General features: G+C 61.4%; 19 protein-coding genes, 1 pseudogene and 1 riboswitch. Of the genes and pseudogenes, 13 read left to right on the top strand and 7 right to left on the bottom strand.

Annotated features, from left to right (window positions below; all coding sequences use genetic code 11):
• Positions 1 to 103 precede the first annotated feature (103 nt).
• Genes AD666_RS00630 through AD666_RS00620 form a run of 3 tightly spaced genes read left to right on the top strand, consistent with a single transcriptional unit; the run spans position 104 to position 1217 of the window.
• Positions 104 to 286, top strand: a complete 183-nt coding sequence (locus tag AD666_RS00630) for a CPXCG motif-containing cysteine-rich protein (protein ID WP_053146513.1) — start codon at positions 104 to 106, stop codon at positions 284 to 286.
• 11 nt (positions 287 to 297) lie between these two features.
• The gene (locus AD666_RS00625) at positions 298 to 558 is read left to right on the top strand and encodes a putative signal transducing protein (protein WP_053146512.1); all 261 of its coding nucleotides are present in this window, start codon (positions 298 to 300) and stop codon (positions 556 to 558) included.
• Positions 559 to 593: 35 nt separating this feature from the next.
• A complete protein-coding gene (locus AD666_RS00620; RefSeq protein ID WP_053146510.1) occupies positions 594 to 1217 on the top strand; it encodes an SOS response-associated peptidase in 624 nt (207 codons plus the stop codon).
• 55 nt (positions 1218 to 1272) lie between these two features.
• On the opposite strand, the gene AD666_RS26910 is transcribed toward AD666_RS00620, so the two are convergent.
• Both AD666_RS26910 and AD666_RS26905 read right to left on the bottom strand, forming a co-directional pair.
• Positions 1273 to 2016 (bottom strand): methyl-accepting chemotaxis protein, encoded by a 744-nt coding sequence (locus AD666_RS26910; protein WP_371259556.1) that lies wholly within the window; start codon positions 2014 to 2016, stop codon positions 1273 to 1275.
• Positions 2017 to 2130: 114 nt separating this feature from the next.
• Positions 2131 to 2325, bottom strand: a pseudogene (locus tag AD666_RS26905) (HAMP domain-containing protein); the annotation flags it as partial.
• Positions 2326 to 3631: 1306 nt separating this feature from the next.
• Here AD666_RS26905 and AD666_RS00610 point away from each other — a divergent pair.
• Positions 3632 to 4447, top strand: a complete 816-nt coding sequence (locus AD666_RS00610) for a M48 family metallopeptidase (RefSeq protein ID WP_053146507.1) — start codon at positions 3632 to 3634, stop codon at positions 4445 to 4447.
• A 153-nt stretch (positions 4448 to 4600) separates the two neighbouring features.
• Here AD666_RS00610 and AD666_RS00605 read toward each other — a convergent pair whose 3' ends face one another.
• From AD666_RS00605 to AD666_RS00595, 3 genes are all read right to left on the bottom strand, one after another.
• A complete protein-coding gene (locus tag AD666_RS00605) occupies positions 4601 to 5185 on the bottom strand; it encodes a TMEM165/GDT1 family protein (protein ID WP_053146505.1) in 585 nt (194 codons plus the stop codon).
• Positions 5186 to 5281: 96 nt separating this feature from the next.
• Positions 5282 to 5394: riboswitch (yybP-ykoY riboswitch) on the bottom strand.
• 50 nt (positions 5395 to 5444) lie between these two features.
• Positions 5445 to 6443 (bottom strand): class I SAM-dependent methyltransferase, encoded by a 999-nt coding sequence (locus AD666_RS00600; protein WP_053146503.1) that lies wholly within the window; start codon positions 6441 to 6443, stop codon positions 5445 to 5447.
• A gap of 31 nt (positions 6444 to 6474) precedes the next feature.
• The gene (locus tag AD666_RS00595; protein ID WP_053146501.1) at positions 6475 to 7440 is read right to left on the bottom strand and encodes a 2-hydroxyacid dehydrogenase; all 966 of its coding nucleotides are present in this window, start codon (positions 7438 to 7440) and stop codon (positions 6475 to 6477) included.
• 253 nt (positions 7441 to 7693) lie between these two features.
• Between AD666_RS00595 and AD666_RS00590 the strand changes: the two genes are divergently transcribed.
• The 6 genes from AD666_RS00590 to AD666_RS00565 all read left to right on the top strand — a co-directional run bounded on the left by AD666_RS00590 (position 7694) and on the right by AD666_RS00565 (position 17302).
• Entirely contained in the window at positions 7694 to 8323 is a 630-nt protein-coding gene (locus AD666_RS00590) for a LysE family translocator (protein ID WP_053146498.1), read from the top strand.
• 203 nt (positions 8324 to 8526) lie between these two features.
• Entirely contained in the window at positions 8527 to 10209 is a 1683-nt protein-coding gene (locus AD666_RS00585; RefSeq protein ID WP_053146497.1) for a fatty acid--CoA ligase, read from the top strand.
• Positions 10210 to 10543: 334 nt separating this feature from the next.
• Positions 10544 to 12406: a DUF1302 domain-containing protein gene (locus tag AD666_RS00580; protein ID WP_053146494.1), complete on the top strand. Its 1863-nt coding sequence runs from the start codon at positions 10544 to 10546 to the stop codon at positions 12404 to 12406.
• A gap of 24 nt (positions 12407 to 12430) precedes the next feature.
• A complete protein-coding gene (locus AD666_RS00575) occupies positions 12431 to 13795 on the top strand; it encodes a DUF1329 domain-containing protein (RefSeq protein WP_053146493.1) in 1365 nt (454 codons plus the stop codon).
• A gap of 201 nt (positions 13796 to 13996) precedes the next feature.
• Complete coding sequence (locus AD666_RS00570; RefSeq protein ID WP_053146491.1) at positions 13997 to 16735, top strand: LuxR C-terminal-related transcriptional regulator; 2739 nt, start codon at positions 13997 to 13999, stop codon at positions 16733 to 16735.
• A gap of 66 nt (positions 16736 to 16801) precedes the next feature.
• On the top strand, positions 16802 to 17302 hold the full coding sequence (locus AD666_RS00565; RefSeq protein ID WP_053146489.1) for a methylated-DNA--[protein]-cysteine S-methyltransferase: 501 nt from the start codon (positions 16802 to 16804) through the stop codon (positions 17300 to 17302).
• 108 nt (positions 17303 to 17410) lie between these two features.
• Here the strand turns inward: AD666_RS00565 and AD666_RS00560 are convergent, their stop codons facing one another.
• A complete protein-coding gene (locus tag AD666_RS00560; RefSeq protein WP_053146487.1) occupies positions 17411 to 17848 on the bottom strand; it encodes a YhcB family protein in 438 nt (145 codons plus the stop codon).
• Positions 17849 to 17996: 148 nt separating this feature from the next.
• Between AD666_RS00560 and AD666_RS00555 the strand changes: the two genes are divergently transcribed.
• From AD666_RS00555 to zapE, 3 genes are all read left to right on the top strand, one after another.
• A complete protein-coding gene (locus AD666_RS00555) occupies positions 17997 to 18626 on the top strand; it encodes an alpha/beta hydrolase (RefSeq protein WP_053146486.1) in 630 nt (209 codons plus the stop codon).
• Positions 18627 to 18650: 24 nt separating this feature from the next.
• Positions 18651 to 20006 carry a tryptophan--tRNA ligase gene (locus AD666_RS00550; protein WP_053146484.1) on the top strand — a complete coding sequence of 452 codons (1356 nt, stop codon included), beginning with the start codon at positions 18651 to 18653 and terminating at the stop codon, positions 20004 to 20006.
• Between the two features lie 101 nt (positions 20007 to 20107).
• Entirely contained in the window at positions 20108 to 21202 is a 1095-nt protein-coding gene (zapE, locus tag AD666_RS00545) for a cell division protein ZapE (protein WP_053146481.1), read from the top strand.
• A gap of 155 nt (positions 21203 to 21357) precedes the next feature.
• Here zapE and AD666_RS00540 read toward each other — a convergent pair whose 3' ends face one another.
• On the bottom strand, positions 21358 to 22278 hold the full coding sequence (locus AD666_RS00540; protein ID WP_172679574.1) for a GlxA family transcriptional regulator: 921 nt from the start codon (positions 22276 to 22278) through the stop codon (positions 21358 to 21360).
• Positions 22279 to 22368 lie beyond the last annotated feature (90 nt).

Genomic DNA, 22368 nt, shown 5'->3' with positions numbered 1-22368 from the left:
TCGATCAAAAAAACGACAGGGCACGGCCTGGAAAACAAGCCAGACGAAAATAGCCCTGCAAATAGACCGGCGATTATACGCACAAGTCACCTGGGAGACCGCGATGCTGGAAACCGAGCGCTACGAATGTCCTTATTGCGGGGAACCGGCTGAAGCGGTTCTGGACCTGTCCGGTGGCGACCAGACCTATATCGAGGACTGTCCGGTGTGTTGCCGCCCGATCTATTTCATCCTGCAAACCGATGGCCATGAATGGTTGCTCGAGGTTCACAGCGAGAACGAATGACGGGGGCGTCCATGCAGCGAATCTACGAACTGGAAAACCTGATGGAAGGCGAGCTGCTGCAAGGCATGCTCGCCAGCGAAGGCATCACGGCGCACCTGGTGGGCCGCGACCTCGTGGGCGGTGCTGGCGAGTTGCCGATGCAGGGGCTGCTGGGGCTGGCGGTGGAGGATGAGCAGGCCCAGTACGCCTGCGAGCTGATCGCCGCGTACAATGTCGCGCTGCCGTTGCCCGGCGATGAACCGGACAGCTATCCCGGTACCCTGGTCTGTTAGGCTGACGGCCGTTCAATCGAGAGTCCTGTTGCCCCATGTGTGGACGTTATGCCCTGTTTCGCTGGAACCCCGCTTTCGCGGCCTTGCCCGGCTTTCCCGCCGACCAGAAGGCCCAATGGAATATTTCGCCCAATGACTCGGTGCTGATGCTGCGGGCCGACGCCGAAGGCCGGCGCGAACTGGCGCGGGCGCGTTGGGGACTGACGCCGCCATGGTTGACCGACTTGTCGCGCACGCCCGCCCATGCCCGGGCCGAAACCGTGGCCGAGCAACCAATGTTCCGTGAAGCCTTGCGCCTGCGCCGCTGCCTGTTGCCGGCGAACGGTTTTTATGAGTGGCGTGGTGGCACGCGCAAGCGGCCTTTCTGGCTGACGCCCGGAGAAGGTTCGTCGCTGTTTTTTGCCGCAATCTGGGAAGCGTACCCGGTGCAGGAACAGGTGTGGCTGAGTGCCGCGGTTATCACCCAGCCGGCGGCGGGGCAACGCCGGCCGTTGATTCTGAATGAAGAGGGGCAGCGGATATGGCTCGACCCCGAGACGCCGTTGCATGCCTTGCAAGGGCTGCTGGCGAGCGAGCCGGCGCAACTGCGCGAGCGGGTGCTGGCGAACCTGGTCAACGATCCGAAGCTCAACGGGCCGGAGTGCCTGACTCCGGCTTGAGTATGCGGTGCCTGGGCTGGTCCCATCGCGAGCCTGCTCGCGATGGGACCCTGGATCAGACCCTGAACTGATTGATCAACCGCCGCTGCTGTTCCGCCAACTTGGTCAAACCTGCACTGGCTTCACTGGACTCATCCGCGCCGCCCGCCACTTCGTTCGCCACCTGCCCGATGTTGATCACGTTGCGGTTGATGTCGTCGGCCACGGCGCTTTGCTCTTCGGCGGCGCTGGCGATCTGGGTGTTCATGTCATTGATCACCGATACGGCCTGCGTGATGGTTTCCAGGGCCTGGGCTGCTTTTGACGCGTGTCGCACACTCTCATCGGTACGGTGCTGGCTGTCTTCCATCACCCGCACGACGTCTCGTGTGCCCTGTTGCAGTTGCTGGATCATCGACTGGATTTCTTCCGTGGCCTGTTGTGTCTTCTGCGCCAGGTTGCGTACCTCGTCGGCTACTACCGCGAAACCGCGACCCTGTTCGCCGGCCCGGGCTGCCTCGATGGCCGCGTTGAGGGCCAGCAGGTTGGTCTGCTCGGCGATCCCGCGGATCGCGGTGAGAATCGCATTGATGTTCTCGCTGTCCTTGGCCAGGTTTTGCACCACGCCCACCGCCCGGCCGATTTCCACGGCCAGGGCGCCGATGGCGGTGGAGGTGTCCCGCACGATCTGCATGCCCTGGCTGGCGGCCTGATCCGCGTGGCTGGCGGCCTGGGCGGCCTGGGTCGCGTTGCGCGCCACGTCCTGGGCGGTGGCGGTCATTTCCTGCACGGCAGTGGCGACCTGATCGATCTCCGACATTTGCTTGTGCACGCCCTGGTTGGTGCGGATCGCGATGTCGGCGGTGTGCTCCGAGGAATCGCTGACGCTTTGCACTGAAATCACCACTTGGCTGATCATGCCCTGCAACTTGCTCAGGAAAGTGTTGAAGCCTCTGGCGATTGCGCCCAGTTCATCGGCACGGTCGCTGACCAGGCGACGGGTCAGGTCGCCTTCGCCCTGGGCGATGTCATCGAGCATCGCCACCATCTGCTTGAGTGGCCGGGCGATGCCATGACCCACCAGCCAGATCACCAAGAGGCCAATACCGGCAATCACCAGCCCCACCATGGCCATGCCGAAAATGTCGGTCTCGCGTTGTTGGTCGAGGTCATGCTGCAAGGCTTGCAGGTCGGCCATCACTGCATTCAGTGGCAGCTGCAGCATCAGCGTCCAGCGAGCGCTGGTCTCGCCGATGCCGAACGGCATGTACACCTCGATGTGCCCGTGTTCTTCATCGATGTCGTAGCGCACTTCACCGACGCCGAGCCGGGCCAGGTTGTCCAGCTCACTGGCGTCCAGCAGGTCGCTGGCCTTCTCTCCGAGTTTGCTCGGATCCTTGGTGAACGCCACCAGCCGGTTATTGCTGGACAGCAGCGCCATTTCCCCTGCGCCGTTGTACAGTTTGCCATCAGCGGCAACGAGCATGTCCTGGATGAAGTTCACCGACAGGTCGGCCCCGACGATGCCCTGAAACTTGCCATCGACCATGATCGGTTCGATGAACGAGGCGAGCATGGTCATGGTGCTGCCGACGCGATAGGGCGCCGGGTCGATGACGCAGGCTTTCCTGCTTTCCTGGGAGCACAGGTAGTACTCGCTGGCGCGGATACCCGTGGACAGCATTTTCTGGTCGGTCACATCGGCGAGTTTTTCCAGGCCCAGGGTGCCGTCCTGGTTGCGGAACCACCACGGCAGGAAACGGCCGTTGGTTTCCATGCCCACCACCTGGCTGTTCACGTAGCTGGCGTCGTTGTGGTCGATGGCGTTCGGTTCCCAGGCGATGTAGGCGCCCAGGACTTTCGGATTGCGCACCACGGTTTCGCGCAACAGACTGATCATCTGCTCACGGGGAATCTTCAATTGCGGGTTGCCGTCCGTGCCGTTCATGCCCATCAAGGCATTCGTCGTGGCCACGCCTTTGGCAAGCAGCAGTGGCGCTTCCAGTTCCCGTTGGATCAGGCTGGCCTGGGTATGGGCCAGGGCGCTTAGGCGTTGCTCGATGAGTTGCTCGAACTGCGCCTTCGTACGCTGCTGCACCATCTCCTGGGTGCGGGCGCCGGCAAACAGCGCGTACAGCACCAGGGCACCGACCACGCTGAGTACGATGGCACCGGCCAGGGCTGCGACGGAAAATTGGATCGATTTGAATTTCATAAAGGCTCCGGACGCGGGAATGACGTCTGAAGCTTGTATCGGCATCTTCGGGGCCCGGCATGAGAGGCTGCTCGTCGGATGGCTTTTTTGCGATTGTGGATGTCGTAAATGACGCGGGGTGAGATCTGTCTGAAATAGCTGTAATCCCTCGCTGTGTATCTGGCGCGGATACAAAACCCCGAATAGGATACGCCCACGATTCCAGGGAGCTTCCTTTCATATGAACAAGACATTGATGGTAAGTGCGCTGAGCGCGGGCCTGTTGCTTGCCGGTTGCCAATCGGTCAATACCACCAGCGGCGGAGCCGTGGGCGTGGAGCGCAAGCAGTACATGTTCAGCATGCTGTCCAGCGCCGAGGTCAACCAGATGTACGCCCAGTCCTATCAGAAGACCATGGGCGAGGCGAGCGCCAAGGGCGTGCTGGACAAGACCAGCGCCGATGCCAAGCGCGTTCAGGTCATTGCCGACCGGCTGATTGCCCAGGCCCCGGTGTTCCGCCCGGATGCGGCGCAATGGAACTGGGAAGTGAACCTCATCAAGAGTGACGAGCTCAACGCCAACTGTGGCCCCGGCGGCAAGATCATGTTCTACACCGGGCTGATCGACCAGTTGAAGCTGACCGACGCTGAAATCGCCGCGATCATGGGCCATGAAATCGCCCACGCCCTGCGTGAGCACGGCCGTGAAGCGATGTCCAAGGCCTACGGTATCGAGATGGCCAAGCAGGGCGCCGGTGCGTTGTTCGGCCTGGGCCAGGACAGCCTGGCGTTGGCCGACACCGTGGCGAACTATGGCATGACCTTGCCCAACAGTCGTGGCAACGAGAACGAAGCCGACTTGATCGGCCTCGAGCTGGCCGCCCGTGCGGGCTACGATCCGAATGCCGCGATCACCTTGTGGAACAAGATGAGCAAGGCCTCGGAAGGCGCGCCGCCGGAGTTCATGAGCACCCACCCATCGTCGTCCAGCCGGATCGCCTCGTTGCAGGCGGCGATTCCGAAGGTGATGCCGTTGTATCAGCAGGCCAGGAAGTAACCATTCTTATGTGGTGAGGCTGCTGACGCTATCGCGAGCGGCCTCGCTCCCACATTGGCCGCGGGTGCTCACAAAACAAGTGGTCACTGCAAATCCCCTGTGGGAGCGAGCCTGCTCGCGGTGAACGATGGGACGGAATTACTGGCTTACCAGTTAAACCCACCCACTGCTCTGCATCGCCTTGTACCCCGCCACGACCGCCAGGATGAAAAAGGCCGAGGCGGCCAGGCGGCGGATCAGCGTCAGGGGCAGTTTCTCGGCGGCAAAGTTACCCGCCAGTACCACCGGCACGTTGGCAATCAGCATGCCCACGGTGGTGCCAATGATGACCAGCCACAACTCCGGGTATTGAGCGGCGAGCATCACGGTGGCGATCTGGGTCTTGTCACCGATTTCTGCCAGGAAGAACGCGATCAGCGTGGTCACGAACGGCCCGAACTTGCGGGCGGTGGTGGTTTCTTCATCGTCCAGCTTATCCGGGACCAGGGTCCACAACGCCGTGGCGGCGAAGCTGGCGGCCAGAATCCAATGCAGCACCGCGTCCGAGAAAATGCTGCCGACCCATGCGCCCACCGCTCCGGCGGCCGCGTGGTTGGCGAGGGTCGCGGCGACGATACCGGCAATGATCGGCCACGGCTTGCGAAAGCGAGCCGCCAGAACGAGTGCGAGCAACTGCGTCTTGTCGCCGATTTCGGCCAGCGCAACGATGGCGGTTGGTACGAGGAAAGAATCCAGCATCAGGGTTCCTAAAGGGGCGGGTCGACACGGCTATGACACGTACAGCCTTCCCGCCCCGGGTAAGGTGTGCGTGTCATAGGTCTTGTCAAACCCAGCATCCCTCTACGTGGACGCTTGGGTCGCATACGCCATGGCCTGCTGACCAAGTATGTTGACGTACGCCGGGCGAGCAGGGCGCTCGCGGGAGACTACTCCCCTAGGACGGAGCGGATTCTGCCTAGGCAAATCCGATAGGGCAAGTGCTGTCTCTGAAAAAGCTTCAGCCGCGCTTGGCCCGATAGATGCGAAACCCCTGGCCTTCGGCCTTGATGGCGCACACGCCCAGATGCTCTTCGATCAGTGGTTGGTACTTGAGGAAGCTGTTCGCCACCAAGCGCAATTCACCGCCATTTTTCAGATGTCTGGCTGCTTTTCGCAGCAGGTCCTCCGTGGCCTGGTAATCGGTGTGTACTCCGGTATGGAACGGTGGGTTGCTCAAAATCGCGTTCAGCCCCGTGGGCGCGGCATCGATACCGTCGCCTGTCAGCACCTCGGCTTCCAGGCCGTTGGCGGCCAGGGTCAGGCGGCTGCTGGCGGCGGCGAAGGCGTCCACGTCCAGCAGGGTCACCGTGGTATGCGGATAGCGACGCTTGACGGCTGCGCCCAACACGCCGGCACCGCAGCCGAAGTCCAATAGATGCCCACTGGGCAATTTATCCAGATGTTCGAGCAGCAGCGCACTGCCGCGATCCAGTCGACCGTGGCTGAACACGCCTGGCAGGCTGACGATTTTCAATGGGCCTTCGGCCAGGGGCAGTTCATAGGTCTGGGCCAGGCTTTCCAGGGATTTGACTTGCGGCGCTTCGGCAACGGTGACCTGCCACAGCTGGCAGTGCCGGGCGCTGTCGAGTTTGCGCGGCTTGCCGAACGGGTTGAGTTGCTTGGATGCACCCTCGATGCCGCTGCGTTTCTCGCCCACCAGATACACCTCCCGACCGGCCAGGCGCGAAGCCACGGCATTGAGGAGGTAGTCGGTGAGGTCCTTGGCCTTGGGCAAGAACACCACGGCCGTGTCGAATGCCCGCTCGGGTACGTTCACGCCAAAATGGCTGCGCCCTGGGAAGCGAGCCTCCAGCGCGGCCTGATCGCCCGCGTGCCAGCACCAGCCATGGGCCGCCGGAAGGCGTCCGAGCAGATCGTCGGCAGGCAGGCCGGCCAGCAGGACCTCGCCCTGGAATAATTCGGCCTGACGAAGCAGTACTTCACTGCGCGGATCCATGGTCTGCTCCTTGAAAAAGTGCGGCAGTTTATCAATTGACGACTCGTTGCGCTGTACCACCGAAAAAGGTCCGGGCGTTTTCGGTCAGTTGGCCGACGATCCGCTGGCGGGCCTCCCGACTGCCCCAGGCGTTGTGGGGCGTGACGATCAGGCGGGGAATATCCGCGGCCAGCAGAGGGTTGCCCTGGGCGGGTGGTTCCACGCTCAGCACGTCGGTTGCGGCACCGCCCAGATGACCGCTGCGCAGTGCATCGGCCAAGGCCTGTTCGTCGATCAGGCCGCCTCTGGCGGTATTGACCACGAAGGCGCCGGGCTTGAGCAGCGCCAGTTCCCCAGGGCCGATGAAATGGCGGGTGTGCTCGTTGAGCGGGCAGTGCAGGGTCAGGGCATCGACTTGCGGCAACAGTCGATCCAGTGGCAAACGGTCGGGGCGGGCGGGGCGCCCGGGGATCTGCCCCAGCAACACACGCATGCCAAAGGCTTCGGCCAGTCGCCCGACGGCGCTGCCCAGCTCGCCATGACCGAGCAAGCCCAGGGTCTTGCCCTCCAGCTCGACGATGGGGTAGTCCAGCAGGCAGAACTGTGACGCCTTTTGCCAACGCCCTTCGCCCACCGCTCGTTGATAATCGGTCAGTCTTGTCGCCAGGTTCAGCAACAGCATGAGGGTGTGCTGGGCCACAGACGGCGTGCCGTAGCCCTGGCAGTTGCAGACGGTGATGCCGTGGCGGCGAGCGGCCTGCAGGTCGACATTGTTGGTGCCGGTGGCGCTGATCAGGATGAGCCTGAGGTCAGGGCTGGCGGCGATGGCGGCTGCATCGATCACGACTTTGTTGGTGATCGCCACGGTGGCGCCCTTGAGTCGCTCGATCACCACGTCCGGTGTGGTTCGGGCAAACAACTGCAGCTCGGTGAAACAGCTGCGCAGTGGATCCAGGTCGAGGTCGCCGAGGTCCAGGGAAGGATGATCGAGGAAAACTGCGCGGCCGGTGTTCGTCATCAGCTGTACCTGTTCGATGGGGGCTTGAAGGCGTAATGTGGCGAGCCTATCAGATGAACTGTGGTTGTGGCCTGGCTCGGTGAGTCCTCATGGACAGAACCTGTGGCGAGGGGATTTATCTCCGTTGGACCGCGCAGCAGTCCTGCAGTGGTCGGGGTTGCTTCGCAACCCAGCGGGGATAAATCCCCTCGCCACAAATAACTTCCCTTGCACCATGAATTGATGTTTCGAGATTGAGTTAAAAGGAGCCCTCATGTACCTCGCCGAATTCCTCACCGTTGTCCTGATCCATCTGCTGGCGGTGGCCAGCCCCGGGCCGGATTTTGCCGTGGTGGTGCGTGAAAGCGTGACCCATGGTCGACGCGCCGGAACCTGGACGGCGCTGGGCGTCGGCACGGCGATTTTCCTGCACGTCGGGTATTCGCTGTTGGGCATCGGCCTGATCGTGTCGCAATCGATCGTGCTGTTCAACGCACTGAAGTGGGCTGCCGCGGCGTACTTGCTGTACATCGGCTTCAAGGCGTTGCGGGCGCAGCCGGCCAAAGCGACCGAAGACAACCTGCACAAGGAGGCCGGCGAACGTACTGCCCGCGGCGCGTTTGTTTCCGGCTTCGTCACCAACGGCCTGAACCCCAAGGCAACGCTGTTTTTCCTGTCGCTGTTCACCGTCGTCATCAATCCCCATACCCCGCTGGCGATCCAGGCCGGTTACGGGGTTTACCTGGCGGTCGCGACGGCCGCCTGGTTCTGCATGGTGGCCCTGTTGTTCAGTCATCAGCGAGTGCGCGCCGGCTTTGCCCGCATGGGGCACTGGTTTGACCGGACCATGGGCGCGGTACTGGTCGCCATTGGCGTGAAGCTGGCGCTCACGGAGATGCGCTGACGGCAAAGGGCCGTGGTTGACACCAGCGGCAGGGTTGGCGGAACGACGTGCCGGCAAGGTCCGGCACGCAATCGCCGGCAGGTGGCTTATGGCTAGTATTTGCAAGCTGAATAAATCATTCCTTTGGCTGATTTGATCCGTGTATAAGCGCTCTAGAGTGCTTACCTCCACTCACGACCATGCAGTCAGAAAAAGGGATTCTTATGTTGCAGACTCGCGTTATTCCTCCAGCCGAAGGCGCTTATCAATATCCGCTATTGATCAAGCGACTGTTGATGTCCGGCGTGCGTTACGAGAAAACCCGCGAGATCGTCTATCGAGACCAGTTGCGCTACAGCTATCCGACGCTGATCGAACGGGTCGCTCGGTTGGCCAACGTGCTGACCGAGGCCGGGGTCAAGGCGGGCGATACCGTGGCGGTGATGGACTGGGACAGCCATCGCTACCTGGAGTGCATGTTCGCGATACCCATGATCGGTGCGGTGATCCATACGATCAACGTGCGCCTGTCGCCGGAGCAGATCCTCTACACCATGAACCATGCCGAGGACCGCTTCGTGCTGGTCAACAGCGAGTTCGTCGGGTTGTACCAGGCCATTGCCGGCCACCTGACCACGGTGGAAAAGACGCTGCTGCTGACCGACTTGCCGGAAAAGACCGCCGACCTGCCGAACCTGGTGGGTGAATACGAGCAACTGCTGGCCGCGGCCAGCCCTGTCCATGACTTCCAGGACTTCGACGAGAACTCCGTCGCAACCACCTTCTACACCACCGGCACCACGGGCAACCCCAAGGGGGTGTACTTCACTCACCGGCAGTTGGTGCTGCATACCCTGGGCGAGGCGACCATCATGGGGGCCATCGACAGTGTGCGGCTGCTGGGCTCCAATGATGTGTACATGCCCATCACGCCGATGTTCCATGTGCATGCCTGGGGCCTGCCGTACGTGGCGACCATGCTCGGCCTCAAGCAGGTCTATCCCGGCCGGTACGATCCGGAGTTCCTGGTCCAGTTGTGGCGCAATGAGAAGGTCACGTTCTCCCACTGCGTGCCCACTATCCTGCAAATGGTCCTCAACGCCAAGAGCGCCCAGGGCGCCGATTTCGGTGGCTGGAAAATCGTCATCGGCGGCAGTGCCCTGAACCGTAGCCTGTATGAAGCCGCCAAGGCCAAGGGCATCCAGCTCACCGCCGCCTACGGTATGTCGGAAACCGGTCCGCTGGTGTCCTGTGCCCACCTGAACGAAGAACTGATGGCCGGCAGTGAAGACGAACGCATCACCTATCGCATCAAGGCCGGCGTACCGGGGCCGTTGGTGGAGGCAGCGATTGTCGATGCCGAGGGCCGCTTCCTGCCCGCCGACGGCGAGACCCAGGGGGAGCTGGTGCTGCGCGCGCCCTGGCTTACCGAGGGCTATTTCAACGAACCGCACAAAGGCGCCGAACTCTGGGCCGGTGGCTGGCTGCACACCGGTGACGTCGCCACGCTGGACGGCATGGGTTTCATCGACATCCGCGACCGTATCAAGGACGTGATCAAGACTGGCGGTGAGTGGATCTCTTCCCTGGACCTGGAAGACCTCATCAGCCGTCACGCGGCGGTACGTGAAGTAGCAGTGGTGGGTATTCCCGATCCACAGTGGGGCGAGCGTCCGTTTGCCTTGCTGGTGATTCACGAAGGGCACCAGATCGGGGCTCGGGAGCTCAAGGATCACCTCAAGCCGTTCGTCGAGCAGGGGCACCTGAGCAAGTGGGCGATCCCGAGCCAGATCGCCCTTGTTACGGAAATTCCCAAGACCAGCGTCGGCAAGCTCGACAAGAAGCGTATACGGGTCGACATCGCCGAATGGCAGAGTAACAACAGCACCTTCCTTTCGACGCTTTGAAGCGTTCCTGCCGTGCCCGAAAGGGCACGGCAGCCCCACCAAGCAAGCGCTTGCCTTGTCAAACCGGAAAAATCAGCCATCCTTGCGGTGCCGATATCTGTCGGCCTGGCGAAAGGACTGTTCCAGAGTGGTCGAAGGCTACAAATCACACTTTAGAGGGATCAAGCCGTACTACCTGCTGGCTATAGTCCGTTCACGGATTTTTCAGGAACGGGGCGCACGCACGAAAGAGCGATGCGACTTCCACGGAGTATCGGGGCGTTGCCGCGTCCGCGCCGTCGAAGTGTTCCTGGAGCATTCACTGCCATAACAATAAGCACATGGAGTAGCGTCGATGACCACAGCAACCACGTTCTGGCGCCGGGCAAAATTGCCTCTGGCGGTCAGTCTCGCCTCTTCGCTCGCCGGGCCGGCATTCGGCGTCAGCTTCAATATCGGTGAAATCGAAGGCCAGTTCGACTCATCCCTGTCGGTGGGGGCAAGCTGGTCCACGGCCAAGCCCAACCGCGACCTGATCGGCGTCAACAACGGTGGCAAGGGGTTGTCGCAGACCTCCGATGACGGGCACTTGAATTTCAAGCGTGGCGAAACCTTCTCGAAGATCTTCAAGGGCATCCATGACCTTGAGCTGAAGTATGGCGATACCGGCGTGTTCGTGCGCGGCAAGTACTGGTACGACTTCGAGCTGAAGGACGAACACCGCCTGTACAAGGACATCAGTGACAGCAACCGCAAGGAAGGCGCCAAGTCTTCCGGCGGGCAGATCCTCGATGCGTTCGTCTACCACAACTACGCCATCGCCGATCAACCGGGCTCGGTGCGCCTGGGCAAGCAAGTGGTCAGCTGGGGTGAAAGCACCTTCATCCAGGGCGGCATCAACTCCATCAACCCGGTCGACGTGTCCGCGTTCCGCCGTCCCGGTGCCGAGATCAAGGAAGGCCTGATTCCGGTCAACATGTTCTACGTGTCCCAGAGCCTGACCGATAATCTTTCGGCCGAAGCGTTCTATCAGATTGAATGGGACCAGACCGTGGTGGATAACTGCGGTACGTTCTTCTCCCAGCCGGATGTGATTGCTGACGGTTGCACCGACAATCTTCGGGTGCTGAACAAGCGTTCGAGCATTCCGTTCCCGGGCCTCATTCTTCCGATATTGGAAGGCCAGGGTGTCGATATCAACGAAGAAGGCGTGCTGGTACGCCGTGGCCCGGACCGCGATGCCCGCGACAGTGGCCAATGGGGCGCGTCGTTGAAGTACATGTTCGAACCGCTGGACACCGAGTTCGGTGCGTACTTCATGAACTACCACAGTCGTGCGCCGATCTTCAGTGCCACCGGTGCGCCTCAGTCAGTCTACGACGCGGTCAATGGCTCGCCGCTGGCGCCACTGATCGTCGCGGGTAATTCCCAATATTTCGTCGAATATCCGGAAGATATCCGTCTCTACGGCTTGAGTTTCTCCACCACCCTGCCAACCGGTACGGCGTGGAGCGGCGAGATCAGCTATCGGCCGAACGCGCCGGTGCAGTTGAGCACCACCGATATCCTATTCGCCGGCGTTCGCCCGCTCGGTGGTACTACGTTGGGCAATGCTTCGCTGCTCCCGGGAGTGCCAGGCCAGGATCTGCATGGTTATCGCCGCAAGGAAGTCACTCAGTTCCAGACCACCTTCACTCACTTCTTGGATCAGGTCATGGGCGCCAGTCGCCTCACACTGGTAGGTGAAGTCGGCGTTACTCATGTTGGAGGCTTGGAAAGCAAGTCGGACGTTCGCTACGGTCGTGACCCTGTCTTTGGTCCGGGTCAACTGCCCGACGGAGCCTGTAACAGGCTCAACGGCTCTACTGCCGCAGGCGGCGGCCAGACCATCAACGACGTGAACAGCAACTGCAACAACGACGGCTTCACCACCTCTACCTCCTGGGGCTACCGCGCACGGGCCATCTGGGAATACCCGGATGTCTTCGCCGGTGTGAACCTCAAGCCCAACGTGGCCTGGTCCCATGACGTCAAAGGTTACTCGCCGGGCCCTGGCGGCAACTTCGAGGAAGGCCGCAAGGCCGTCAGCCTCGGGCTGGATGCCGAATACCAGAACACCTACAACGCGAGCCTGGCCTACACCAACTTCTTTGGTGGCGACTTCAGCACCGTGGACGACCGCGATTTCCTGGCGCTCAGCGTCGGCGTGACCTTCTAAGCACCGTATTTCAGGATGAGCACTATGAAAATAACAAAGAATCTGTTGCAGGTCGGTGCGCTGGGGTTCTCCCTGCTGGCCACCAGCGTCATGGCAGCGGTGCCTGCCGCCGAAGCCGACAAACTGGGCAAGAGCCTGACGCCGATGGGCGCCGAGATGGCCGGCAATGCCGACGGTTCGATCCCGGCCTGGAAACCCATGGCCAAGAACGCCGGTAGTGTGGACAGCAAGGGTTTCCTGTCCGACCCGTTTGCCAGTGAAAAACCGCTGTTCACCATCACTGCCCAGAACGTCGACCAGTACAAGGACAAACTCGCGCCGGGTCAGTACGCGATGTTCAAGCGCTACCCGGAAACCTTCAAGATGCCGGTCTATCCGTCCCATCGTGGCGCCACGATACCGGATGAGGTGTACGCCTCCATCAAGAAAAACGCGGTCAACACCAAGCTGGTGTCCGGTGGCAACGGTCTGGAAAACTTCGAAACGGCCATCCCGTTCCCGATTCCCCAGAGCGGTGTCGAGGTGATCTGGAACCATATCACCCGCTATCGTGGCGGCAGTGTGACCCGCCTGGTGACCCAGGCCACTCCGCAGCCCAATGGCTCCTACAGCCTGGTGTACTTCCGCGACCAGTTCGTGTTCCGCGACAAGATGAAGGATTTCGATCCGGCCAACCCCGGCAACATCCTGTTCTACTTCAAGCAGCAAGTGACCGCGCCGGCACGGCTGGCCGGTGGCGTGCTGCTGGTGCACGAAACCCTCGACCAAGTGAAGGAGCCACGTTCGGCCTGGGTCTACAACGCCGGCCAGCGCCGTGTGCGCCGCGCACCGCAAGTGTCCTATGACGGCCCGGGTACCGCCGCCGACGGCCTGCGTACGTCCGACAACCTGGACATGTACAACGGTGCCCCGGATCGCTACGACTGGAAGCTGGAAGGCAAGAAGGAACTGTACATCGCCGCCAACAGCTACAGGATCGATTCGCCACAACTCAAGTACGCCGACATCCTCAAGGCTGGCCACATCAACCAGGACCTGACTCGCTACGAGTTGCGTCGTGTCTGGCACGTGACCGCGACCCTCAAGGAAGGGCAGCGCCACATCTACGCCAAGCGTGACTTCTTCATCGATGAAGACACCTGGCAAGCTGCAGTGATCGATCACTACGACGGTCGCGGCCAACTGTGGCGTGTCGCCGAGGCCCATGCCGAGAACTACTACGACAAGCAAGTGCCGTGGTACGCCCTGGAAACCCTCTATGACCTGCAATCCGGCCGCTACCTGGCGCTGGGCATGAAGAACGAAGAGAAACAGGCCTACGACTTCGGCTTCACCGCCAGCACCGCCGACTTCACCCCGAACGCCTTGCGCCAGGACGGCATCCGCTAAACCGCCTTACCCCGAGGCCGCATCCTCGAATAAACGCCCCGACTGGTTCGGGGCGTTTATTATTTGAAGGCGGTTCACCCCATAGAAGCAAAGCTGTAGTCTTTTTGTAGCCATTTGTAGCACTCCCTTCAATACCTCCCCGTTTAACGCTAGTCTGCGGACATCTGCAACGCCGCCATTGCCATTCAACAAGAGCCGGCCATGACTGATCTGTCTGCACTTGCGCACCCTGACCGCGCAGCCATCGCGGTACGGGACGGGCGCTTCTACCGACCGCCTTTGCCTGACGGCCATGTCATGCGGCCTCGTTTGTGCGAGCGTTTGAGTGCGGGGCTGGGTGGTCGTTTGCTGCTGGTGAGTGCGCCCGCGGGGTTCGGAAAAAGCTCCCTGGCGGTGGAGTTCTGCCAGAGCCTGCCGGCGCATTGGCAAAGCCTCTGGCTGGGACTCAACACCCGGGACAGTGACCCGGGGCGTTTCCTGGAGCGATTGCTTGAAGGGCTCCAGGCGTTCTATCCCCAGCTGGGAGGCCGGGCGCTGGGGTTGCTGAAAATGCGGCAGCGCCACCAACCCTTTGCGTTCGAAGAATGGCTCGATGGCTTGCTGGATGAACTGAGCTCACACCTGTCACCCCGCTTTCCCCTGCTGCTGGTGCTCGACGATTACCACCTGGCCCAGGGCGCGGTGCTGGATCGCTGCCTGCAATTTTTCCTCAATCACCTGCCCGACGGTTTGCTGGTGCTGGTCACCAGTCGTCAGCGGCCGGATTGGCATCTGGCGCGTTTGCGCCTGTCGCGGCAACTGCTCGAACTGAATGAGCAGGACCTGCGCCTGACCCATGACGAAGCCCAGATACTGCTCGAGCATCACAGTATTTCGTTGCGCGGCGAAGCCCTGGAAAACCTCATCCTGCGTAGCGAGGGTTGGGTGGCCGGGCTGCGTTTCTGGCTGCTGGCGGCCTCCGAAGCCGGTACCGAAGGCCGGTTGCCCCAGACCCTTCATGGCGGGGAAGGGTTGATTCGGGATTATTTGCTGGAGGAAGTCATCGACTGCCTGCCCGCCGAAGTACAGGCGTTTCTCTACGACACCGCCCCACAGGATCGCTTCTGCATCGACCTGTGCGATGCCGTGCGTGAAGCCCATGACAGTGCCGAGATCCTGAGTTACCTGGCCGCGCATCAGGTCTTCCTGGTGCCGCTGGACGAGCATGGTCGCTGGTATCGCTATCACCACCTGTTTTCCGATCTGTTGCGCAGTCGTCCCAACGAGTCGGCCATGGTGCCCGCGGCCACCTTGCACCTGCGTGCCTGTCGTTGGTTCAACGCCCAGGGCCTGATCGACGAAGCCGTGGAGCAGGCGTTGCGGGCGGGGCATCTGGATGTGGCAGCGAACCTGGTGCAAAACCTCTCGGAAGAGCAATTGCTGGCCGAGCAGAACGTCGGCATGTTGCTGCGCTGGAAAATGGACTTGCCGGACAGTCTGCTCATCAGCACGCCTCGGTTGATCGTGCTTTACAGCTGGGCGTTGGGGCTGGCCTGCCAACTGGATGCGGCCGAAGAACTGGCCGCCCACTTGAGCCGCTTCCTGCCCGCGCCATCGGCCACCGCGCAAAAATCCATGCTTGCCCAATGGTTGGCCTTGAGTGGGATCGTTGCCCGTGGCCGTGGTGATCGCGAGGCTACGGTGCGTTATTGCACCGAAGCCCTGGAAAGTCTGCCGCAAAAACGCTATGGCCAGCGCTTGATGTGCCTGTCCACGCTGTCGAACCTGGCGATTGCCGACGGTGACTTGTGGCGCGCCCGAAACCTGAATCGCGATTCCCTGGAGTTGGCACAGCGGGTCGGCAATCCCTTGTTCGAAGCGCTGGCCCACTATGATCGCGCCCGGGTGCTGCAGGCGCGGGGGGAAATCGTGCGGGCGCTGGATGAGGTGCACCTGGGGCAGCAGCGCCTGCACAAATTGTCACCGCAACGGCTTTATGCGGTGCGGGCGCGATTGACGCTCTACGAGGGATTCCTCTTGACCTTGCGCCTGCAACCGGAAGCCGGGTTGGCGCGGTTGCAGGCGGGCCTGACCGAAGCTCGTGCCTGTCGTGATATCAGTGTCCTGATTGGCCATTGCGTGATCGCGCGCATCGAGGGCCAGAATGACGAATTTGCCCGAGCCTTCGCCGAACTGGCCGAAGCCGAACGCCTGATGCATATCTGGGACGTCCCACCGGTCTATTACCTGGCGATGATTACCCTGGTCAAATGCGAACTCTGGTTGGCCCAGGGGCGCACCGATCTGGCCGAAGCCTGGTTGCTGCGGTTGGGCAGGACCTACACGGGCGAACAGGCTGCCGCGCCGCCGGAGTTCCACCCGCAATTACCGCTGCATGTCGAGTTGCAACAGGCGGTGCTGGAGTCCATGCAGGGCCAGCCGATGCTGGCCGAGGGGCGGCTCGATGCCTTGCTTGAACACGGGCAGCAAACCGGCCGGCAGATGCTCAGCGTGATGGCGCTCAACCAGAAGGTGGCGCTGCTGTTGAGTATCGGCCGTGAGTCGGCTGCTCGCAGTGCCCTGGCCCAGGCCTTCGAGGCCGCCGCCGGCGGAGTGCTGCAACCTTTTCAATGGTTGTTGGGAGACGCGCATCGGGAATGGCTGCGCGAGCAACTGCTGCAAGCGCCGGCCACGCCCTTGTGCCAGAATCTGCTCGAACGCCTGCCGTCGACAACGGCGCAACCTGCCGATGCCCAGGCGCCTTTCGAAGCCCTCAGCAGCCGCGAATGCGCTGTATTGCAACTGATTGCCCAAGGCTGTTCGAACCAGGAAATCAGTGAACAGCTGTTCATCTCGCTGCACACCGTCAAGACCCACGCCAGCCATATCAACAGCAAGCTGGGTGTCGAGCGCCGTACCCAGGCCGTGGCGCGGGCGAAGGAGCTGGGGTTGTTGGGCTGAGGACGTTTAATTGAGTCGAAAGGCTCCGTGGTGATCGCCAGCCAGGGCCAGTAGAGGAATGACCTGATGTTACCCCGCTACAAGACCATTCAATCTCCGGTGGGCCAACTGATTCTCGTGGCTCGGGAGGCGAAACTGGCCGCCATCCTGTGGGAAAACGAGCGGCTCAACCGGGTGCGCCTGGGGCCTTTGGAAGAAGACTCGCGGCACCCTGTTCTCAACGAGACCGAACGTCAACTCATGGAATATTTCGCCGGCAAGCGCCGCCGTTTCGAGCTGGAGCTGGATTTTGTCGGCACGGCGTTCCAGGTCCGGGTCTGGCAGGCTCTGTTGGGCATTCCCTTCGGTGAAACCCGCAGCTACCGCGACATCGCGATCCAGATCGGACAACCCACAGCGGTACGGGCGGTGGGCGCGGCCAACGGTCGGAATCCCATCTCGATCATCGCGCCTTGCCACCGTGTGATCGGTACTTCCGGCAGCCTCACCGGTTTCGCCGGCGGGCTGGCAGCCAAGCAGTTCCTGTTGAGCCTTGAAGGCCAGCAAAGCCTGCAGTTGATGTTCTGAGGGGCATCGCGGGCAAGCCTTGCTCCCACAGGGTGGAATACCCACAGTCATGAAAAAGCCCGCCGGATCATGTGATCGGGCGGGCTTTTTCGTAGCGCTTGTAAACGTTTACTTTTTCAAACCGTAATGCTCATCGAGCATGCCGGGAGAATTCGGTGCCTTGGGCGCGTAGTCCCGTGGCGGTTCCTGGACCTCCCGTGGCGGGGTCAGGCGTTCCCGTGGCGCCTGTCCTGCGTCGGCGTGCAGGGCGGCCAGCAGGCGTTGACGAGTCTGCTCATCCAGGGCCAGGCGATTGGCGCCGTCGGACAGGTGATCCTGAACGTCCTGGTAGCTTTGGGTGAGTTTTTTCACCAGAGCGGCAGTGCTGTTGAAGTGAGTGACCACTTCATTCTGGTAGCTGTCGAAACGTTCCTGGATGTCGTCCAGCTGGCGTTGCGTGCTGTTGGGCACCGCGTTGGGCAGCAGTCGGGCAAGCAGGAATCCAATGGCGACACCGGCGACCAGGGCAAGAGTCGGCAACAACCAAACTAAGAGCGAGTGTTCCACGAGTCCTTCCTCTATAAACGGCTTTGCTTTACGTTAACGGCTCGGACCTGCGCTGTATACCGCGAAGAACATCGCAATCATGCCAGGCACAGACTTTTAGCTAGACGAGTCGACCCTATTCGGGGTCACGGAGTTCTTTCCCTTGCTTATGCGCGAAACCCCTGTAGTCATCGATGGCCCGGTGGGCCCACTGGAAGCCTTGTACCTGGACAGCGAGGCCCCCCGTGGCCTGGCGCTGATCTGTCACCCGAACCCGGTGCAGGGCGGGACCATGCTCAATAAAGTGGTTTCGACCCTGCAGCGCTCCGCCCGGGACGCCGGCCTGGTTACGTTGCGTTTCAATTATCGTGGCGTCGGCGCCAGCGCCGGCAGTCATGACATGGGCTCCGGCGAAGTGGACGACGCCCAGGCAGCAGCGGCGTGGTTGCGGGAGAAGTATCCGCAGTTACCCCTGACCCTGTTCGGTTTCTCGTTTGGTGGCTTCGTCGCTGCCAGTCTGGGCGGACGGCTCCAAGCCCAGGGCCAATCGCTCAAGCACTTGTTCATGGTGGCGCCTGCGGTGATGCGCCTGAACGAACAGTCACCCTTGCCGACTGGCGGCGCGCTGACGGTGATCCAGCCGGAAAACGACGAAGTGGTCGAGCCAAGGCTTGTCTACGAATGGTCCGATGCGCTCCAACGCCCCCATGAGCTGCTGAAAGTGGCAGAATGCGGACACTTTTTTCATGGCAAGCTGACCGATCTCAAGGATCTGCTCCTGCCGCGCCTCTCGAATTGACAGCAGTCTGACAAGCGATAACCCATGACGACTCGTACCCGCATCCTGACCGGCATCACCACCACTGGCACCCCGCACCTGGGTAACTACGCCGGCGCCATCCGTCCGGCGATCCTCGCCAGCCGCGACAGCAACGCCGATTCGTTCTACTTCCTGGCGGACTACCACGCCCTGATCAAGTGCGATGATCCGCTGCGCATCCAGCGTTCGCGCCTGGAAATCGCCGCGACCTGGCTGGCCGGCGGCCTGGATGTGGAACGCGTGACGTTCTATCGCCAGTCCGATATTCCCGAAATTCCAGAGTTGACCTGGCTGCTGACGTGTGTCGCCGCCAAGGGCCTGCTCAACCGAGCCCACGCCTACAAGGCCTCGGTGGACAAGAACGTCGAGGCCGGCGAAGACCCGGACGCCGGCATCACCATGGGCCTGTACAGCTACCCGGTGCTGATGGCCGCCGATATTCTGATGTTCAACGCCCACAAAGTGCCGGTCGGTCGCGACCAGATCCAGCATGTGGAAATGGCACGGGATATCGGCCAGCGTTTCAATCATCTGTTCGGCCAGGGCAAGGAGTTTTTTACCCTGCCCGAGGCGCTGATCGAAGAAAGCGTCGCCACGCTGCCGGGCCTCGATGGGCGCAAGATGTCCAAGAGCTACGACAACACCATCCCATTGTTCAGCAGCGCCAAGGACATGAAGGACGCAATTTCGCGGATCGTCACGGACTCCCGTGCGCCGGGTGAAGCCAAGGATCCGGACAATTCGCACCTGTTCACACTGTTCCAGGCCTTCGCGACCCCGTCGCAGTCCGCTGAGTTCCGTAGCGAACTGCTGCAAGGCCTGGGTTGGGGTGAGGCCAAGAACCGCCTGTTCCAGTTGCTCGACAACCAGTTGGGTGAAGCCCGCGAACGCTACCACCAATTGATCGAGCGCCCTGCGGACCTGGAAGATCTGCTGCAACTGGGCGCGAAAAAAGCCCGGGCCGTGGCGACACCGTTCCTCAACGAACTGCGCGAGGCCGTTGGCCTGCGTTCGTTCGTGAGCCAGGTCCAGGTGGCCGCCAGCACGAAAAAGAAGACGGCCAAGGCCGCGCGCTTCGTCAGCTTCCGCGAAGACGATGGCAGTTTCCGCTTCCGTTTGCTGGCCGCCGATGGCGAGCAGTTGCTGTTGTCTCGCCATTTTGCCGACGGCAAGACGGCCGGCCAGGTGACCAAGCAATTGCAATCCGGCCAACCCCTCGATGTGCGCAGCGAAGCGCTGTCTTTCAGCGTCTGGCTCGAAGGCGAATGCGTGGCGGACAGCCCGGACTTCGCTGACGCTGCCGCTCGGGACGCGGCGATCGAGGCGTTGCGCGTTGCACTGAGACCTGCACAGGATTGATCCGACGCTTCACCCGACCATCGGCCCGAATAAGGGCCGATTGCCATTCCTCTGGGCCGTCGCTACAGTGACCGCCCGTTTTTGTTGCCTTGCTAACGAATATGACACCCCTAGAACGATATCAAGCTGATCTGAAACGCCCGGAGTTCTTCCACGACGCAGCCCAGGAAACGGCAGTGCGGCATTTGCAGCGCCTGTACGACGACCTGATCGCCGCTTCGAACAACAAGCCGGGCTTGTTGGGCAAACTGTTCGGCAAGAAGGACCTGGCGCCGGTCAAGGGCCTGTACTTCTGGGGTGGCGTGGGCCGTGGCAAGACCTACCTGGTGGACACCTTCTTCGAAGCGTTGCCCTTCAAGGAAAAGACCCGGACGCACTTCCACCGCTTCATGAAGCGTGTGCATGAAGAGATGAAGACCCTGGGTGGCGAGAAGAACCCGTTGACGATCATCGCCAAGCGTTTCGCCAGCGAGACGCGGGTGATCTGCTTCGATGAGTTCTTCGTGTCCGATATCACCGATGCCATGATTCTCGGCACTTTGATGGAAGAGTTGTTCAGGAACGGCGTGACCCTGGTCGCCACCTCGAACATCGTGCCGGACGGCCTGTACAAGGACGGTCTGCAACGGGCGCGCTTCCTGCCGGCCATCGCGTTGATCAAGGAACACACCGAAATCGTCAACGTCGACAGTGGCGTCGACTATCGCCTGCGTCATCTCGAGCAAGCGGAGCTGTTCCATTTTCCGCTCGACGCTGCCGCCGAAGAAAGCCTGCGCAAGAGCTTCCGTGCCCTCACGCCGGAATGCACCCAGGCGGTCGAGAACGACGTGCTGATCATCGAAAATCGCGAGATCCGTGCCATCCGCACCTGTGACGACGTGGCCTGGTTCGATTTCCGCGAGCTGTGCGACGGCCCTCGCAGCCAGAACGACTACATCGAACTGGGCAAGATCTTTCACGCCGTGTTGCTCAGTGGCGTCGAACAGATGAGCGTCACCACCGACGACATCGCTCGCCGCTTCATCAACATGGTGGACGAGTTCTACGACCGCAACGTGAAGCTGATCATCTCGGCCGAAGTCGAGCTCAAGGACCTCTACACCGGTGGTCGCCTGACCTTCGAGTTCCAGCGGACGCTGAGCCGCCTGCTGGAAATGCAGTCCCATGAGTTCCTGGCGCGGGCGCACAAGCCGTAAGCGTTTCCAAACCTGAAAAGAGCCTGCAATTGCAGGCTTTTTTGTGGGAGCGGGCTTGCTCGCGAAAGCGGTTTGTCAGGCAATACATGCCTAACTGATATACCGCTTTCGCGAGCAAGCCCGCTCCCACATTGGGTTGTGTGTAATTTTCTGTCCTACGCCGCCTGCTGAAACTGCTGACGATACTGGTTCGGCGACAGATCGGTATGTTGCCGGAACAGCCGTGCGAAAAAGCTCGCATCGTCGTAGCCGACTTCATAGCTGATGGTCTTGATGCTCTTACGGCTGCCGGACAGCAGGCCCTTGGCCGTTTCGATGCGCAGTCGCTGCAGGTAATGCAGGGGCTTGTCTCCCGTGGCGGTCTGGAAGCGGCGCATGAAGTTGCGGATGCTCATGCCATGTTCCCGGGCGACGTCCTCGAAGCGGAACTTGTCGGCGAAGTGCTCTTCGAGCCATTGCTGGATCTGCAGGATGATCACGTCCTGATGCAGCTTCTGGCCGCCGAAGCCGATTCGGCCCGGCGAATAGTTGCGCTGTACTTCATACAGGATGTCCCGCGCCACCGCCTGGGCCACGTTGGCGCCGCAGAAGCGTTCGATGAGGTAAATGTACAGGTCGCAGGCCGAGGTGGTGCCACCGGCACAGAACAGGTTGTCGGCGTCGGTCAGGTGCTTGTCCTGATTCAGGTGAACCTGCGGAAAACGCTCCTTGAACGCGTTGAAGAAGCGCCAATAGGTGGTTGCTTCCTTGCCGTCGAGCAATCCGGCCTCGGCCAGCCAGAACACACCGGTGGCTTCGCCGCACAGCACCGCACCGCGGGCATGCTGGTCTCGCAGCCAGGGCAGGATTTGGGGATAGCGCAGGCAAAGGGCGGGGAAATCATCCCAGAACGCCGGCAGGATAATCACATCGGTATCTTCCAGACCGCTGTCTACCGGCATGATCACGTCGCTGAAGCTGTTCACCGGTTTGCCATCGGGGCTGACAAGGCGGGTTTCGAACGCCGGCGTCAGGCCATGGCCCAGTTGTTTGCCATAGCGCAGGCTGGCGAGATGGAAAAAATCCTTGGCTTGCATGAGGGTGGAAGCGAAGACCCGGTCGATTGCCAGGATGCTGACGCGCCGCAAGGGCGTGGAGACGTGCTTGGACATAATTCAACTTTTATT

The organism is Pseudomonas sp. Pf153, from assembly GCF_001269775.1.
Lineage (GTDB): Bacteria > Pseudomonadota > Gammaproteobacteria > Pseudomonadales > Pseudomonadaceae > Aquipseudomonas > Aquipseudomonas uvaldensis.
The sequence above is the reverse complement of the archived record's forward strand: the minus strand, read 5'-3'. Positions and strand labels throughout refer to the sequence as shown.